This is a genomic window from Nocardia brasiliensis, assembly GCF_011801125.1.
In the GTDB taxonomy this organism is placed as follows: domain Bacteria; phylum Actinomycetota; class Actinomycetes; order Mycobacteriales; family Mycobacteriaceae; genus Nocardia; species Nocardia brasiliensis_C.
Genome location: NZ_CP046171.1, coordinates 3,915,672 through 3,932,061, shown reverse-complemented (window position 1 = coordinate 3,932,061; position 16,390 = coordinate 3,915,672). Strand labels below are relative to the sequence as shown.

At 69.1% G+C, this 16,390-nt stretch carries 12 protein-coding genes; 7 read left to right on the top strand and 5 right to left on the bottom strand.

Annotated elements, in window-relative coordinates:
* Positions 1-83: 83 nt before the first annotated feature.
* Positions 84-1,877 (bottom strand): fatty acid--CoA ligase FadD11, encoded by a 1,794-nt coding sequence (gene fadD11 / locus F5X71_RS17730; RefSeq protein WP_167463027.1) that lies wholly within the window; start codon positions 1,875-1,877, stop codon positions 84-86.
* A 542-nt stretch (positions 1,878-2,419) separates the two neighbouring features.
* On the opposite strand from fadD11, the gene F5X71_RS17725 reads away from it, so the two are divergent.
* From F5X71_RS17725 to F5X71_RS17715, 3 genes are all read left to right on the top strand, one after another.
* On the top strand, positions 2,420-4,906 hold the full coding sequence (locus F5X71_RS17725; RefSeq protein ID WP_167463026.1) for a heavy metal translocating P-type ATPase: 2,487 nt from the start codon (positions 2,420-2,422) through the stop codon (positions 4,904-4,906).
* 134 nt (positions 4,907-5,040) lie between these two features.
* Complete coding sequence (locus F5X71_RS17720) at positions 5,041-5,760, top strand: dienelactone hydrolase family protein (protein ID WP_167463025.1); 720 nt, start codon at positions 5,041-5,043, stop codon at positions 5,758-5,760.
* Positions 5,761-6,090: 330 nt separating this feature from the next.
* Positions 6,091-7,266 carry an AI-2E family transporter gene (locus F5X71_RS17715; protein ID WP_167463024.1) on the top strand — a complete coding sequence of 392 codons (1,176 nt, stop codon included), beginning with the start codon at positions 6,091-6,093 and terminating at the stop codon, positions 7,264-7,266.
* A 13-nt stretch (positions 7,267-7,279) separates the two neighbouring features.
* Here F5X71_RS17715 and F5X71_RS17710 read toward each other — a convergent pair whose 3' ends face one another.
* Positions 7,280-7,939: an enoyl-CoA hydratase-related protein gene (locus F5X71_RS17710; protein WP_167463023.1), complete on the bottom strand. Its 660-nt coding sequence runs from the start codon at positions 7,937-7,939 to the stop codon at positions 7,280-7,282.
* Between the two features lie 46 nt (positions 7,940-7,985).
* Positions 7,986-8,591: a TetR family transcriptional regulator gene (locus tag F5X71_RS17705; RefSeq protein ID WP_167463022.1), complete on the bottom strand. Its 606-nt coding sequence runs from the start codon at positions 8,589-8,591 to the stop codon at positions 7,986-7,988.
* A 346-nt stretch (positions 8,592-8,937) separates the two neighbouring features.
* On the opposite strand from F5X71_RS17705, the gene F5X71_RS17700 reads away from it, so the two are divergent.
* Complete coding sequence (locus tag F5X71_RS17700; protein ID WP_167463021.1) at positions 8,938-9,486, top strand: TetR/AcrR family transcriptional regulator; 549 nt, start codon at positions 8,938-8,940, stop codon at positions 9,484-9,486.
* Here the strand turns inward: F5X71_RS17700 and F5X71_RS17695 are convergent.
* Positions 9,483-11,339: a Na+/H+ antiporter gene (locus F5X71_RS17695; protein WP_167463020.1), complete on the bottom strand. Its 1,857-nt coding sequence runs from the start codon at positions 11,337-11,339 to the stop codon at positions 9,483-9,485. The two genes, F5X71_RS17700 and F5X71_RS17695, sit on opposite strands and share 4 nt — an antisense overlap.
* A gap of 125 nt (positions 11,340-11,464) precedes the next feature.
* Here F5X71_RS17695 and F5X71_RS17690 point away from each other — a divergent pair, with 125 nt between their 5' ends.
* The 3 genes from F5X71_RS17690 (at position 11,465) to F5X71_RS17680 (ending at position 13,911) form a co-directional block, all read left to right on the top strand.
* Positions 11,465-12,352 carry an alpha/beta fold hydrolase gene (locus F5X71_RS17690; RefSeq protein WP_167463019.1) on the top strand — a complete coding sequence of 296 codons (888 nt, stop codon included), beginning with the start codon at positions 11,465-11,467 and terminating at the stop codon, positions 12,350-12,352.
* A 500-nt stretch (positions 12,353-12,852) separates the two neighbouring features.
* Complete coding sequence (locus F5X71_RS17685; protein WP_167463018.1) at positions 12,853-13,413, top strand: TetR/AcrR family transcriptional regulator; 561 nt, start codon at positions 12,853-12,855, stop codon at positions 13,411-13,413.
* 114 nt (positions 13,414-13,527) lie between these two features.
* Positions 13,528-13,911, top strand: a complete 384-nt coding sequence (locus F5X71_RS17680) for a hypothetical protein (RefSeq protein ID WP_167463017.1) — start codon at positions 13,528-13,530, stop codon at positions 13,909-13,911.
* A 229-nt stretch (positions 13,912-14,140) separates the two neighbouring features.
* Here F5X71_RS17680 and F5X71_RS17675 read toward each other — a convergent pair whose 3' ends face one another.
* Positions 14,141-16,345, bottom strand: a complete 2,205-nt coding sequence (locus tag F5X71_RS17675; RefSeq protein ID WP_167463016.1) for a molybdopterin oxidoreductase family protein — start codon at positions 16,343-16,345, stop codon at positions 14,141-14,143.
* Positions 16,346-16,390 lie beyond the last annotated feature (45 nt).

Sequence of the window (16,390 nt, the reverse complement as noted above, 5' to 3'; positions counted from 1 at the left end):
CAGGCGATCACCAGGTAATGGTGGCGGCAGCCTCTCGCGCGATGCCGCCACCATTACCTGGTGATCATCTGTCCAGTCCCCGTTCAGGCGGGCTCGTGCACCTCGGGCGGACAGTCGGGGGCGTAGAGCCGCTCGATCTGGTGGGCGTATTTCGCGGCGATGGGTTTGCGGCGCAGCTTCATGGTGAGGGTGATCTCGTCGCCGCCGGGTTCCCAGAACGTCGGCAGGACGGTGAAGCGTTTGATCTGTTCCACCCGTGACAGTTTCGTGTTGCCCGCCGCGACGCCGCGCGCGATCGCGGCGATGACATCGGGATGGGCGGCCAGGCCTGCCGCCGAGGCGTCGGGCAGCTGGTGTTGTGCCGCATAGGGTCCGGCGGTCTCGGCGTCGATGACGATGAGGGCGGTGTTGAACGGGCGACGGTCACCGATGGTGGCGATGGACCCGATCAGCGGGGTGGCCGCCTTGATGGCGTTCTCGATGTTGGCCGGTGACATGTTCTTTCCGGCGGAGTTGATGATGAGTTCCTTCTTGCGGTCCACCACGCGCAGGTAGCCGTCGGCGTCCCGGGTGAGGATGTCGCCGGTGTGCAGCCAGCCCTGCGCGTCGAGCGCCTCGGCGGTCTTGGCCGGTTCGTCGCGGTAGGCGCGCATGATCGAGGGGCCGCGGATGAGGAATTCGCCGTCGCCGGCAAAGGCGCATTCGAGTCCGGGCAGCAGTCGGCCGACGGTGCCGAGGCGGGCGTCCTCCGGCGCGGCGACGCTGGCGATGCAGGTCACCTCCGACATGCCCCAGACCTCGGAGATCGGGATGCCGAGGCCGAAGAAGAACCCGAGCGTCTCCGCAGGGATCGGCGCCGCGCCCGACATCGCCCATTTCACCTGGTCCAGGCCGAGTTTCGCGCGCAAGGCGGACAGCACGGCGGCATCGGCCTTCGCCCATTCGGCGGCCAGTTCCTCCTCGATCGGCTGGCCCGCCAATTGCGCGTCGGCCTTGCGGGCGGCCACGCCGAGTGCCCAGTTCAGGCCCGCGCGCGCGGTGTCGTCGGGTTCGTTGGCGACCGCGAATTCGATGGCGGCCTTGAACTTTTCCCACACCCGCGGCACGCCGCCCCAGATGGTCGGGCGCGCGTCGAGCAAGGCGGCGGGCAGTTGTGTGCGGTCGGGTACGACGGTGATCTGGGTGCCGAACACCTCTTGCAGGTAGAGCGCGGTGAACCGGTCGGCCATGTGCGCGGTCGGCAGGTAGGAGGTTTGGCGGTCACCGAACTCGACCGGCAGCACGGTGTTGAACGCGTGCGCGTCGAACAGCAGGTTGGCATGGGTGAGTTCCACGCCTTTGGGATTGCCGGTGGTGCCCGAGGTATAGCAGAGGGTGAGCACGTCGTCGGGGCGCACCGCACGCCAGCTCGCCTCGAAGTCGAAGTCGGCGTGGCCCAGCGTTTTCAGTTCCTCGACGCCGATCGTGCCCGCTGGTGCGCCGTCGAGGCAGACCACATGTTCGATCGGCACGCCGCACGCGCGGACGCGGTCGACGTACTGGGCTTCGCAGATCACCACCCGGTTGCCCGCGTTGCCGAACACATAGTTCAACTGCTCGGGCGCGAGGGTGTTGTACACCGAGAACGAGGTGGCTCCGGTGTGCTGCGCGCCGACCTCGAGCGGGTAGAACTCCACCCGATTGGCCATCATCAGCGCGATCGTGTCACCGTGCCCCACCCCGAGCGCGCTGAGCCCCGCCGCGATCTCGCGGACCTGCGCGGCATACTCCCGCCAGGTCAGACTCTGTTCGCCGCCGATCGACCGGACGGCGATCGCGTCCGGGTCGATCGCGGCCACCCGCTGAAACGCCGCACAACACGTTGTAGGTTCATCCATCACCCAAACCCCGCTCCTGCCGAAGATCTACCTGAGACGGTAAGTGTCACGCATCGCCGCCCGGACCGTTTCGTGCCATTTGCCTTCTCGCGCTGGGGAATTCGACAGGGTGGTGATGATCGATGGCGCGTTGGTGGCCGGCGCACCGGCGGTGATACCCCAGGGCGCACCAGGCCGGCCACGCCCGTTCGATCGGCGTTCGCTCCTCGATTCCTCGTCGAGCAACGGGATCCCGGGGTGATCGAGGTGGCATTGCGCGAGCTCGGCGCTCGAGGGGGTGGAACCTTCATCGCGTCCAGCAGGACTTCGGTTCCAAGGATCCAGCCGTTACCGGGACGGTGACCTCGACGCCAGCGGCCCGTCGTGACCGCAGCGGAGCGCCTGGCGAACGTGGCAGGTCTGGTGTGGTCATCTCGGCGGCGTCGTAGCGGTACGCGGTCGCCGCACCCGGGCACGGCACAGCGTGCCGGATAGACACCTACCCCGTAGGGGTATATGGTCGGTGGGGCTATCGGGCCTGGAACGACGCTAGGAGTGACGCCGTGAACGACGATACGCAGGGCACGACAACGCGATACCGCACCGCGGTCCTCGACGTGCGTGCGGTGCGCTGGGCCAGCCAGGCCAACGTGGTCACCGCGGTGTTGCGGCGCAGGCCCGGCGTGCTCGACGTCGCCGCCAACCCGGCCGCGCACACCGCCACCGTCACCTACGACCCGGCCCGCACCTCGGTAGCCGAACTCGCACAGTGGATCCGCGACTGCGGCTACCACTGCGCGGGCCGCTCGGTCCCCACCCATCTCTGCGACCCCCTCCTCGAACCCGCCGACCAATCGAGCCGGGTTCCGCACGAAACATCGGCTGTGGCAGACCGATCCGCCGCGCACGAGAGCGTTTCCGGACCGGCCGCTGAGCACGACGGTCACACCGAACATGGCACCCACGCGGCGCACCGTGGCCGGGCGGGTGACGGCGGTCCCGCAGAGGCCGACCGCGGTGACCACGGCACCACCCACGCAGGGCATGCGGCGCATGGGGGGCACGCGGGGATGTCCATGGCCGATATGGCGGCGGATATGCGGAATCGGTTTGTGGTGGCGGCGGTTTTCTCGGTGGCGGTGATGTTGTGGTCGCCGATGGCCACGGACATGTTCGGGCTGCATCTGCCGGTGCCGTTCGGGTGGCGGCAGGATGTGTGGGCGCTGTTGTTGAGCGTGCCGGTGATCTTCTACTCGTCGGCGATCTTCTTCACCGGCGCGGTGGCGGCGTTGCGTGCGCGCACGTTGGACATGATGGTGCTGGTCGCGGTGGGGATCGGGGCGGGCTGGCTGTATTCGCTTGCGATCACGCTGACCGGCGGCGGCGAGGTGTTCTACGAGGCCTCGACGATGCTGGCGACCTTTGTGCTGCTGGGACATTGGTTCGAGATGCGGGCCCGCGGCGGCGCGAACGACGCGATCCGCACGCTGCTGGATCTGGCCCCGCCCAAGGCGGAGGTGCTCCGCGACGGTGTGCCCGTCGAGGTGCCGACCGCCGAGGTGCTGGTGGGTGACGTGCTGCTGGTGCGGCCGGGCGCGAAGATCGCGGTGGACGGGGTGGTGCGCGAGGGCGACAGCGACGTCGACGAGTCGATGGTGACCGGGGAGAGCCTGCCGGTGCACAAGGAACCGGGCGCCGCGGTGATCGGCGGGTCGTTGAACACCAACGGCACGTTGCGGGTGGAAGCCACGAAGGTCGGCGCGGATACCGCGCTGGCGCAGATCGTGGATCTCGTGCAGCAGGCGCAGAATTCGAAGGCGCCGGGGCAGCAGCTGGCCGATCGGGCGGCGTTCTGGCTGGTGCTGGTCGCCTTGTTCGGCGGCGCGTTGACGCTGGCGGTGTGGCTGCTGGTGGGTGCGTCGTTCGCGACGGCGATGCTGTTCGCGATCACGGTCGTGGTGATCACCTGCCCGGACGCGCTGGGTCTCGCGACGCCGACCGCGATCATGGTCGGCACCGGCCTCGGCGCGAAACGCGGTGTGCTGTTCAAGAACGCGCTCGCGCTCGAGGCGGCCGCGCGCATCCAGACGGTGGTGCTGGACAAGACCGGCACCCTGACCAAGGGCGAACCCGAGGTCACCGAGGTGTACACCGCCGACGGGTTCACCGAGGACACGGTGCTGGCGTTGGTCGCCGCGGTGGAACGCGAATCCGAGCATCCCTTGGCCGCCGCGATCGTTCGCCGTGCCGAGGGCGGGGTCTTGTTGTCCGCCGGCAAGTTCGAGAACATTCCCGGGCACGGTGCGGTGGCCGTCGTGGACGGGCGGCGCGTGGCGGTCGGGAATCGGCGGCTGTTCGACCGTGCCGGGATCGATCTGGGTTCCCTTGACGCGCACCGTGATCGGCTGGCCGAGTCGGGTCACACCGCAGTGCTGGTCGCGATCGACGGGGTCGCGGCCGCGGTGATCGGGTTGGCCGACGCGCCGCGGGAGACCTCGGCGGCCGCGGTCGCCGCCTTGCACGAGCTCGGTGTCGAGGTGGTGATGCTGACCGGCGACAACCGGGCCACGGCGGAACGGATCGCGGCGGGGCTGGGTATCGACACGGTGATCGCGGAGGTGCTGCCCGGCGACAAGGCGGCGAAGATCGCCGAGTTGCAACGTGGTGGGCGCAAGGTCGCGATGGTCGGCGACGGGGTGAACGACGCGCCCGCACTGGCCGGGGCCGATCTGGGTATCGCGATCGGCGCGGGCACCGATGTCGCGATCGAGACCGCCGATGTCGTGCTGATGCGGTCGGACCCGCTCGATGTGCCGACCGCGCTGCGCATCGGGCGCGCCACGTTGCGCAAGATGCATCAGAACCTGGCGTGGGCGGTCGGCTACAACACAATCGCGTTGCCGATCGCGGCCGGCGTATTCGTTCCGGCGTTCGGGTTCACCCTGCGCCCGGAGATCGCCGCCATGTCGATGTCGGGTTCGAGCATCATCGTGGCCTTGAACGCGGTGTCGCTCAAGGGCCTTCGCCTCCCCAGCCAGACGCCCCGTTGATGCTGGTCGATTGATCAGGAGGAACCGGTGGCGGGAGCCTCTCGGCCGATGCCGCCACCAGTTCCTCCTGATCGCCGGACCAACGTACGGACCGGCCTGTACATGTCTGAGACACTGGCCTAGATTCTGGGGGCATGGACACGATTGAGCTTGCGACCCCGGACGGACGGCTGGAGGCGATGATCGCGCGGCCGTCGGGCCCGGGGCCATGGCCCGGGGTCGTGGTGGTGCACGACGCCATGGGGTTCAGTGCCGATCTGCGGCGCACGATGGAGCTGCTCACCGGCAAGGGCTACCTGGTGGTCGCGCCGAACCTGTTCTCCCGCGGGCGGGTCCGCTGCGTGCGCTCGATCTACCGGGCGCTGGTGTCCACCGGTGACGGTCCCGCGGTGCGTGACGTGCTGGCCGCGCGTGATCACCTGGTCGCCCAGCCCGATTGCACCGGTCGCACTGCCGTGGTCGGGTTCTGCATGGGTGGCGGGTTCGCGCTGCTGGTGGCGCCCAAGGGGTTCGACGCGTCGGCGCCGTTCTATCCGTCGCTGTTCGCCGACTACCGGTCGGTGCTCGACGGCGCCTGCCCGGTGGTCGCCAGCTTCGGCGCGCGTGACCCGATGCTGATCGGCAAACCCGCCAAACTGGAACAGACCCTGACCGAGTTCGGTGTAGAGCACGACGTCAAGGTCTATCCGCGGGTCACCCACTCCTTCGCCAACCTCACCCCGGCCGACCCGGTCCTGCGCGTCACCGGCCTCGGCTACAGCGAGGACGCCGCAGGCGACGCCTGGGAACGCATCTTCGCCTTCTTCGAGACCCACCTGTCGGCCGCAGAACCGCCGGTCGCGGAGTCCTCGTAACGCACTACCCGCCGCCCCGGTCCGCCTGGCCTGGATCGCGAGGGGCGGGCCGGTGTTTCGGGCGTAGATCGGCACCGGTTCTCGGCGTGCGTGGCGGGTGCCGATACCCGCCGCGCACCACCGCTGCGATCAGTCAGGGACGACGTATGACCGCGGGCAGGTACGCGTAGCAGGGCCCAGCGCGTGATCACCTGCGAGACCGTAACCGGGTGTGGGTCCAGCGGATCGGCGCGTTGTGCGTGCGTTGTGGGCGGGTCGGCATGCGAGACTGTGGCCGGGTCGAGCGTCAAGTAACGGCGCACCGGTGCTGGAGTCGAGGGAGGCGCGGGCATGAGTGAGCCGAAGGAAACGGCGGACAGCGAGCCGGAGGAGCACGGTGCGCGTGCGGTCCGTGATCGCGGTGAGGTGATCGGGTCGGGGCTGCTGTGGCTGGCGAAGTGGGGGCTGTGCGTGGTCGCGATCGCGGGCGGCAGTTGGGTGCTGCTGTATCTGATCGGCAAGCTGTGGGTGGTCATCCTGCCGGTGGCGTTGGCGATCGTGGTCGCCACGGTGTTGTGGCCGCCGACGCGGTGGCTGGTGCGGCACGGGTTGAAGGCGGGGTTGGCGGCGACGATCACCGTGGTCGGTTTCCTGGCCGTGCTCGCCGGCGTGGTCGCGTTGATCGTGCCCTCGGTGGTGGATCAGGCACCGGAGCTGGCCGACAAGTCGACCGCGGGCGTGAACAAGGTGCGTGACTGGTTGCAGGGCCCGCCGCTGCGCATCCGCGACGAACAGCTCAGCTCCGCGGTCGATGCGATCGTGACCCGGTTGCAGTCCAGCGCCGAGCAGATCGCGACCGGCGTGTTCTCCGGGGTGAGCACCGCGACCTCCGCGCTGGTCACCCTGTTCCTGGTGCTGGTGCTGGCGTTCTTCTTCGTCAAGGACGGGCCGCGATTGCTGCCCTGGTTGCACGCGGTGCTCGGCAGCCGCAGCGGACGCCACATCGAGGAGGTGCTCAACCGGGTCTGGGCCACCCTCGGCGGGTTCATTCGCACGCAGGCGCTGGTGAGCCTGATCGACGCGGTGTTCATCGGCGCCGGACTGGTGATCCTCGGGGTGCCGCTGGCGATGGTGCTGGCGGTGATCACCTTCATCGGCGGGTTCGTGCCGATCGTCGGCGCGTTCGTGGCCGGCGCGCTCGCGGTGCTGGTCGCGTTGGTCGGCAACGGGTTGACCACGGCGTTGATCGTGCTCGGCATCGTGCTCGCGGTGCAGCAACTGGAAGGCAATGTGCTGCAACCGGTATTGCAGAGCCGCAGCATGCAGTTGCACGCGGTGGTCGTCCTGCTCGCGGTGACGGCGGGCGGTTCGCTGTACGGCATCGTCGGCGCCTTCCTCGCCGTGCCCGTCACCGCGGTCGTCGCCGTCGTCGTCCGCTACATCGGCGAACAGATCGACGCGGTGACCGCGCTACCGCCGGACACCGAATCCGAACCCGACGACAAGGTGGCTCCGGTCAGCGAGTAGCACCGGCCGCGCGTCAGCCGCGGCCGGTGGCCAGGGCGGCGATGGCGGGGGCGAACATGGTGTTCTTGATGGCGGTGAGGGTGCCGCGGTCTTTGCCGCCGAGCGGGGCGAGCATGGCCAGGGCGGCGGCGGTGACTTCCCCTTCGTCAGCGGTGGCGTCGACGATGTCGTAGGCGAGGGCGTCGGTGCCGCCGAAGCGGCGGGCGGTGGTCATCGCGGCGATCGCGGCCTTGGGCGTGAGTTTGGCTTGGATGAGCGCGGCCATGCCCGGGGTGAACGGGATGCGGATATCGGCTTCGGGGAAGCAGAAGTAGCCGCGGTCGGCGCGCATGGCTCGGTAGTCGTGCGCGATGGCGAGCATGGCGCCCGCGCCGAAGGCGTGCCCGGGCAGCGCGGCGGCGGTCGGCACCGACAGGGTGAGCACGCGGGTGAACAGGGCCTGCACCTGGGCGACGTACCAGTCGCCGCGATCGCTGTTGGCGCTCAACCACTCCAGGTCGAGTCCGTTGGAGTAGAACTTGCCGCTCGCGGTGGTGACCAGCCCTTGCGCGTCGGCGTCGAGAGCGGCGTCGATGTGGGCGTTCACCTCGCCGAGGAACTCCGGGGTGAAACGGTTCTCGTGGTCGCCGAGGTCGAGGACGGCGATCTTGTCGTGAAAGCTCAGGGTGGGCATCGAGATTCCTAACTCGAGGTGCTGATGATCGGGTGATTCGTCAGGGTCACGGCGGTGGGCCGAGCGCGAGGACGGCCTGTACCGCCGCACGAAGTTGTTCGCGGGCAAGAGGATTGGCGAGCCGGTCCCGGCGCAGCAGGATGGCGGTGGGCAGGTCGACCAGACACAGGGTGAGCACGTCGACAGCTCGCCGGTCGCGGCGGCCCCAGAGCAGGCGGGTGAGCCGGATGAGCAGGTCCACCAGGGTCTTGTCGGTGGCGGCGAGTTCGGCGGCGACGGTGCCGGGGGCGTCGGCGAGCAGTTCGTCGCGGGGAACGACCAGCAGCAGCCGCGCCGAGGTCGGGAACTGTTCGGCGAAGCTCGAGGGGGCTTCGGCGGCGGCCAGGACCGCGGCGACGGCGTCGGGAGCCGGACCGCTCAGCGCGGCGTCGACCAGTCCGGTTTGCAGAGCTTGGAAGCGGTGCGCGGCACGCAGCCAGGTGCGGGCGAGCAGTTCGGCGCGGGAGCCGAAGGTGTGATAGATCGCGCCGTTGGAGATTCCGGTGGCGGCGGCGACCGCGCGCGTGGTCACCGCGGCCGGACCTGAACCCACTGCCAGCGATTCCGCGGCATCGAGCGCGGCGTCGGGATCGTGTGTCCGCGGCCGGGGCATGCGCCCATGATAACAGAGCGTCCGCTCTGTTACTCGGGGCCGTATAGAGCTGGGCACCGCAGAGCGCGAGCGCCAGCGGCGTTGGGATTTCGACCGAAGGCCGCCGCCGTGCTGATGCGGCGTGTCACGACCGCCGACCGGCACCCCGCGGGTGGGCGACGTAGAGTTCGGCGGCATCAATCAGGCCCGATTGCACACGCGCACTACATATTTCGCAAGGTAACTGCTACTGATGGTTGCCGGAAAAGAGTGGCCCGGCCTGGGATATCCGCGTACGCACCGACCCGGCGATGGGGTACTGTTCGGTCCTCCCACCCCTGCCCGAACGAACAGAACGGCGCCCGGCATGTCACGTGTGGTCACCAAGGAGCAGTACTTCGACAGCGCTCTGGAGGTGCTCGCCGAACTGGGGTTCAAGGGGCTCAACATCGGCGTGCTGTGCCGGCGGCTCGGTGTCACCAGCGGCTCGTTCTATCACCATTTCGGCAGCTGGCAGGGTTTCGTCGACGCGCTGCTAGAGCATTGGGAGAACCGGCAGGTGCTGATCCTGCGCACGCTGAAGTTCAATCAGGGCAACCCCGACGATGACATCCGTGCCATGTCCGATCTCGCCGCGGGCCTGCATCACGCCGCCGAGGCGGCGATCCGCGCGTGGGCCGCCAACGACGAGTCGGTGAACCTGGCCCTCAAACGGGTCGACGAATCCCGCAGGCGCACCGTGCACAAGGCGATCATGGGTGTGGTCGGTGACGCGGAGACCGCCGCCACCGTCACCTCCCTGGGGATGTCGATGCTCATCGGGTACCAGCAGATCGCCGCGGGTGGTGAGGACGTCTCGCTGGACAAGCTGCTCGCCGAGTACGCGCGGCTGATCTATTCCCACGCGCGCCGCTAACCCAGCAGCTCGTCGACATAACACCAGCGCCACGCCTCGCCGGGTTCCACGCTACGGATCACCGGATGCCCGCTGCCGGTGTAATGCTTGGTCGCGTGGTTGCCCGGCGAGGAGTCGCAGCAGCCGATGTGCCCGCACGCCAGGCACATTCGCAAATGCACCCAGGTCGATCCCTCGGCACGGCATTCGGCGCACTCGTCGGGCTTGTCTGGGTTCAGCACCAGCGGCGCGGCGCGCAGATGCGCGCAACTGTCCTCCGACAGCGCGACGGCGAGCGGTTCGACCCGGTCGTCGTCGGCCTCGTCGTACCGGTCGATGATCGACTCCTCCAGATCGAGCCGGGCCAGCACGTGCTGCAGGATCTCGTAGTCCACGGTGCCCGAATCGCGCACGCGCAGGACGGTTTCGCGTTCCGCGGCGAGCATCGCCAGGCGCAGTCTGCGGTATTCGGCGGTGGGCGTCGCCGACTCGGATTCCGCGCGCCCCAACCGCTCCCACGCCGCGTTGGCCTTCCACGCGACGCGATCACGCAACTGCTGCACGACCTCGGGCGGCGTGTCCGCGGTGACCGCGCGGTCGAGCGCGGCCAGGCCCGCCGAGGTGGCCTGTTGCAGCAGACTCGCTTTGCGCAGCGCGTCCTCGGCGTGGCTGGGACCGCGCAACCGGATCAGCCGCACCAGCCACGGCAGCGAAGTACCTTGCAGCAGCAGGGTTCCCGCGACCACCACCAGCGCGAGCAACTTCAGCACCGGTAGTTGCGGGGTGTCCTCGGGCAGCAACAGCACCGCGGCGAGAGTGACCACCCCGCGCATGCCCGCCCAGGACACGACCGCCGAATGCCGCAGCGGGACCGCGCCGGAACGGCCGAGCCGGCGAACCAGCAACGACCACGGGAAGATCCACAGCGGCCGCGCCAGCATCGTGGTCACCAGCACGGCGAGCGCCGTGATCACCAGGGTGCGGTGATCGAGCCCGCTGCTCCACGCGCCCTCGAGGATCGCGCGCACCTGCAAGCCGATGATGACGAACACCGAACTCTCCAGAATGAACTGGATGGTGCGCCAATTGATGCGTTCGGCGATCCGGGAGGCGGCGCTCTGCCACACCGGCGCGCCGTGGCCCAGGATCATCCCGCAGGTGACGACCGCGATCACCCCGGAGGCGTGGATGCCCTCGGCGGGCAGATAGGCGGCGAACGGCGCGAGGAACGACAACGTGGTGTCCAGTACCGGGTCGGTGATCCGGCGGCGCAGCAGTGCGAGCAGATACGCGACCGCCACACCCACCGCCGCGCCACCACCGGCGGCGAGCAGGAAGTCACCGCCCGCGGTCCACACCGACACCGCGCCCGCCGACGCCGCGATCGCGGTCCGCAACGCCACCAGCGCGGTCGCGTCGTTGAACAGCGACTCCGCCTCCAGCAGGGTGACGATCTGACGCGGCATCCCGATCCGGCGCGCCACCGCGGTGGCCGCGACCGCGTCCGGCGGGGCGACCACCGCGCCCACGGCCACCGCCACCGCGAACGGCACCGGCAGCAGCCACCACACCACCGTGGCCACCGCGAACGTCGTGAACAGCACCAGACCCACCGACAGCGATACGATCGCTCGCACGTTCGCGCGGAAGTCGACCAGCGAGGTACGGATCGCGGCCGTGTACAGCAGCGGCGGCAGCAGGCCGAGCAGAATGATCTCCGGGTCCGGATGGATCTCGGGCACGAACGGCAGATACGAGGCCGCCACTCCGGCCAGCGTCAAGACCAACGGTTCGGACACGCCGAACCTGCGCGCCAAGGCCGCCAGCGCTGCCGCCGACGCCACGAGAACCACCAAACCGATCGCGACATGCACCGTGGCATTCTCGCAGAGCGCATCCGCGGCAACCCCGAGCGCGGTAGATGACGTGTCCGGCGTCGACGGATTTCCTGTGCCGGACCGGTCGACGGGCCATGCTTGTCGGCGACAAGGAGGTAGGCATGGAGGAATTCGCGTTCTGGCGGGCCAACGGTCGCCGGTTCACCCACTGCGGCCACCAGATCTTCTATCGCGACGGCGGCACGGGGACCGACGGCACACTGCTCTGCGTCCACGGTTTCCCGACCGCGTCCTGGGACTGGCATCGGCTCTGGTCAGGGCTCTGCGACCGGTTCACCCGCGTGCTCGCACCGGACATGATCGGCTTCGGCTGGTCGGCCAAACCGCGCAACTACACCTACACGATCGCCGACCAGGCCGATCTGCACGAACACCTGCTGCGCGAACAAGGCGTCGACCGTTTCCACATCCTGGCCCACGACTACGGCGACACCGTAACCCAGGAGCTACTGGCCCGCGACATCGAGCGCCGTGCCGCCGGGGACGATTCACTGCTCATCGAATCGGTGTGCCTGCTCAACGGGGGACTGTTCCCCGAAACCCATCGCGCCCGCCCCGCGCAACGCCTGCTCGCCGGACCACTCGGACCGCTGGCCGGCGTCTTCGGCACCGAACGGGTCTTCACCGCCAGTCTCGCCGCGGTGTTCGGCCCCGACACCCGCCCCAGCGAGGCGGAAATGAACCAGTTCTGGTTGCTGTGGTGCAGCAAGCACGGCAAACGCAACGGACACAAACTGATCCGGTACATGGGTGAGCGGCGCAGACATCGGGAACGCTGGGTCGGCGCGCTGCGCGGCACCCCGGCCCCGACCCGGCTCATCGACGGCGTGCGCGACCCCGTCTCCGGCGCCCACATGGTCCACCGCTACCGCGAACTCCTCCCGAACCCCGACGTCGTCGAACTCGACGTGGGCCACTACCCCCAGCTCGAGGCCCCCACCGAGACCCTCACCGCCTTCCTCGACTTCCACACCCACGCAACGAAATAGCCCCCGGCATCGACTGCACCATGGCATGCCATGCCATTTCCGCTGTGTGTAGTCCGTAGGCTTCGGTGTCCGCGGCCTTCCAGCCGCCGGGGTACCGTCCAGTTCGGCTGCCGCCAGCCATATCCGGTGGTCGTCGCTCAGCACGGCGCCGTCGGGCTCGATGTCGGTAGCGGTAGACCCGGGTGCCCCGTCGGGTACGAATCCGCTGCCACCCGCGAGAGCCAGCGCGCCGACCACGCCGCGCACGAGCACGTCCACCAGCGGTTGGTGGACTACTGGATTCGGCGGCGCGGTGCGGTCACGAGACTAGGGCCTGGAAACGCACGCGCCCGGGGCTCGAATCGACTTGCCGACGCGATGAGGTCGTCGGCCTGGCACGTCTGGGTGCTGGGGATGTGTGGGTTTTATGGCAGGTCCCATAACATGGCGGTATGGCAGCGACACGCCGAGCTCGAGGTGATGGTTCCGTACGGCCGCGTCCGGGGGATGCGCGACGGCGGATGGTCGAAGGGGCGATCGACTCGCTGCGGGTGCACGGGGCCAGTGCGACGAGTGTGGATCGGGTGCTCGCGAGCACGGGCGCGCCGCGTGGGTCGGTGTATCACCACTTTCCCGGCGGACGCACCGAACTGATCAACGAGGCGGTGGTGGCGGCGGGCACGGTGATGTCGGAGTACATCGAACGCCTGACCCTCGACCACGACCCCACCTCCGCGCTCGCCCAGTTCGCCGACATGTGGCGGCACACCCTGCTCGACAGCGACTTCCGCGCCGGCTGCCCGGTCTTCGCGGCCGCCGTCGAAACCAACGACGACGCACCGGAATTCGCCCGCGCCGCCGCCGAATCCTTCGACCGCTGGCAACGTGCCCTGGCCGGCATGCTCGTGCGCGACGGCATCCCCGAAGCGCGCGCCGCCCGCCTCGCCACCCTCACCGTCACCTCGTTCGAAGGCGCGATCGCCCTCTGCCGGGCCCGCCACAGCCTGACCCCGCTCGACGACATCGTCGAAGAACTCCACGCCCTGCTGGTGAGCATCCGCCCCTCGGCGCCTGACGCCTGAAGTGAGTGCGGCGAGTTCGTCGCGCACGATGCTGACTTTTTCGTGTGCTGATCGGGACGGGATGGTGATGTCGTCGCGGGGACAGGGGGCGGGGGTGAACGTAAAGTTCGGCGCATGGCGTTCCAACTCGAGCTGCGGCCCGCACCGCCCTTGCCGCTGACCCCGGAATGCTTGGTACACACCGGAATAGCCCGGTTGTTCGTCACCGGCATGCTCGTTCAAGGTTCCGGCGCACCACCGGAGCAGTTCGGCTTCTTCGTCCCGACGGCGCCCGCGCTGCCCGCGGGTGCGCCGGAACCGCGGCTGCTCGCCGAGGCGTATCTGATGACCGGCATCGCCACCTCGACGTCGGGCAACTTCCCGTTCGGCGTCGAGTACGCGCAAGCCGCCTACGCGCCCGATCCCCGTGGCGGCACCGACCGCTGGCTATACCTCAGCGGCGCCGCGTATATCGGCCGCGAGATCCGCATCGGCTACCGCGTCACGGTGTGTAGCTGAATATTGTTGCGCTGTGCGCGGCGATGACATCGGGATGCGCGGCCCGAGGCGTCGGGCAGATGGTGTTGTGTCGCATACGGTCCGGCGGTCCGCGGCGTCGGTGACGATGAGCGCGGTGCCGCACGGGCAGTGCGATTCATGCCGAGCAGCGGACCCGCACCGGGGGTGACGGCGGCGCTCGACTGGTCCGGCGGCAGCCCGCGCGTAAGACCTGGGCGAGTCCGCCGGATCACGCGGACGCGACGTCCGCCTTCTCGACCGCGCCCGCAGCATCCTGGCTCGCCGCCGTGACGGTCACCCAGGTGTTGTTGACCGCGGAGGTGCCGGAGAACGGATCGGTGAGGGCGGGATCGTGCAGTAGGTTGACGTTGGCGCCGGGGGAGGACGCCGCGACCGTCCAGCCGACACCGGGCTCGCCGTGACCCCACCCGTGCGGGATGGCGATCGTGCCCGCCCGAATGTCGTCGCTGACCTCGAGCGGCACCACGATGGCGCCAGTGGGTGAGCTGACCGTGACCGGCGCGCCGTCGACCAGGCCGCGCGCGGTCGCGTCATCGGGATGCATGAGCGCGGTGCAGCGGTCGCGGCCCTTCACCATGGCAGGCACGTTGTGCAGCCAGGAGTTGTTGCTGCGCAGATGCCTGCGCCCGATCAGCTTGAGGTCGTAGCCGTCGGCCGGACTGGTCAAGGTGTGACCGCGCCGCGCGTCGGCGAGCAGAGCACCGGCCGCGGTAAGGAAATCCGCGGGCGCGAGACGCACCTTGCGGTCCCTGGTCCCGATCAACGTACGCAACCGCGGCGTCAACGGACCCAGGTCGATCCCGCCCACCGCCGCCCGCGCCTTCCCGACGGTCAACCCCTTGCGCCCACGCCGCAGCACACCGTACGGGCCGGTCGCGACACCGACGGTCGCGATGCGCAACGGACTGAACTGCTCGAACACACCGGTGAGCACTCGCCCGGTGAACCGGCGCGCGGGCAACGGGACCACCTCGGTGATCATCCGCGCCAAGATCTGCCAATCCTCCAACCCCTCGGCGGGCGGCTCGAACACCCGCGCGTCATAGCGCAGGTTGTTACGCACACTGAACACCGGGAACAGGATGTTGACGTCCTCGCGTTCCAGCGGCGAGATCGGCGGCAGGATGATGTCGGCATGTTTGGTCGTCTCGGTGATGTACATGTCGATGGCGACATAGAACTCCAGCGAGTCCAGCGCGGCGCCGAGCCTGCCCCGCTGCGGTGTCGACAGCACCGGGTTACCCGCGTAGGTGATCATCGCGCGGATCTGCCCGGCACCAGGGTCGAGGATCTCGTCGGCCAGCGCCGCGACCGGCAACTCGGTGCGGAACGACTTGTAGGTCCCGGACCGGTCGGTCCACGCTCCGTACCCGACGGGCAGATACTTCGCGAACCGTGCCGCATCGATCGGCGGGGTCGCGAACATCTGCCCGCCCGCACGGTCCAGATTCCCGGTGACCGCGTTGATCGCGTTCACCAGCCAGTGCGTGAGCGTGCCCGTCACCTGCTGGCAGACCCCGATGCGCGCGTACAGCACCGCCGAACCCGCCGCGGCGTGCTCGCGCGCCAGCTCACGAATGATCCGCGCGTCCACACCCGCGTGCGGCGCCAGCAGCTCCGGCGTCGCCTCGGCGACCAACCCGCGCAGCTCGTCCCAGCCGGTGCACTGGGCCCGAATCGCGCGCTCGTCGCACAGGTTCTCGCGCACCAGCACATGCAGCATCGCCAACAGCAGATACACGTCGCCGCCGGGACTCACCGCCACATGCTGGTCGGCCAGGCGGGCGGTCTCGGTCCGGCGCGGGTCAATGACCACCACCTTTCCGCCGCGCCTGCGCACCTCCCGAATCCGCTGTTTGGCGTTGGGCATCGTGGTGATCGACCCGTTCGACACCGCCGGATTGGCGCCGAGAATCACCAGCCGCTCGGTCCGATCGATATCGACCACCGGCATCAGCACGTTCGACCCGAACATCCGCCACGCCACGAACTCCTGCGGGAACTGGTCGATCGACGACGCCGAATAGAAGTTCCTGGTCAACAGCACCGCGCGCAGCAGCGCCCCGTAGATCACCGAGGAACTGTGCGCGGCCGGATTGCCCAGGTACATCCCGATCGCGCTGGGCCCGTGCTCGTGGCGCACCGCGCGCAGCCGCTGCCCGATCTCCCGGAACGCCTCGTCCCACCCGATCGGCTCGAAACGCGAACCGACCCGTTTCACCGGGGTCCGCAGCCGATCGGGATCGTGGTGCAGCCCGCCCATCGCGGTCGCCTTGGGACAGATGTATCCCCGCGAGAGGACGTCGTCGGGATTGCCCTCGATCCGGGTCACCCGCTCGTTCTCGGTGGTGACCAGAATTCCGCAATGTGCCTCGCACAACGTGCACTGCCGGGCGATCGTGGTAGCACCCATCGGTTTTCACCTTCTGCCGGTTTCGCCCAGGCTACCAACGAACCG

Coding starts and splice junctions, on each gene's coding strand:
- F5X71_RS17680 (WP_167463017.1), top strand. CDS start 13,528: ATGGCGTTCCAACTCGAGCTGCGGCCCGCACCGCCCTTGCCGCTGACC.
- F5X71_RS17700 (WP_167463021.1), top strand. CDS start 8,938: ATGTCACGTGTGGTCACCAAGGAGCAGTACTTCGACAGCGCTCTGGAG.
- fadD11 (WP_167463027.1), bottom strand. CDS start 1,877: ATGGATGAACCTACAACGTGTTGTGCGGCGTTTCAGCGGGTGGCCGCG.
- F5X71_RS17685 (WP_167463018.1), top strand. CDS start 12,853: ATGGTCGAAGGGGCGATCGACTCGCTGCGGGTGCACGGGGCCAGTGCG.
- F5X71_RS17690 (WP_167463019.1), top strand. CDS start 11,465: ATGGAGGAATTCGCGTTCTGGCGGGCCAACGGTCGCCGGTTCACCCAC.
- F5X71_RS17720 (WP_167463025.1), top strand. CDS start 5,041: ATGGACACGATTGAGCTTGCGACCCCGGACGGACGGCTGGAGGCGATG.
- F5X71_RS17715 (WP_167463024.1), top strand. CDS start 6,091: ATGAGTGAGCCGAAGGAAACGGCGGACAGCGAGCCGGAGGAGCACGGT.
- F5X71_RS17675 (WP_167463016.1), bottom strand. CDS start 16,345: ATGGGTGCTACCACGATCGCCCGGCAGTGCACGTTGTGCGAGGCACAT.
- F5X71_RS17705 (WP_167463022.1), bottom strand. CDS start 8,591: ATGCCCCGGCCGCGGACACACGATCCCGACGCCGCGCTCGATGCCGCG.
- F5X71_RS17710 (WP_167463023.1), bottom strand. CDS start 7,939: ATGCCCACCCTGAGCTTTCACGACAAGATCGCCGTCCTCGACCTCGGC.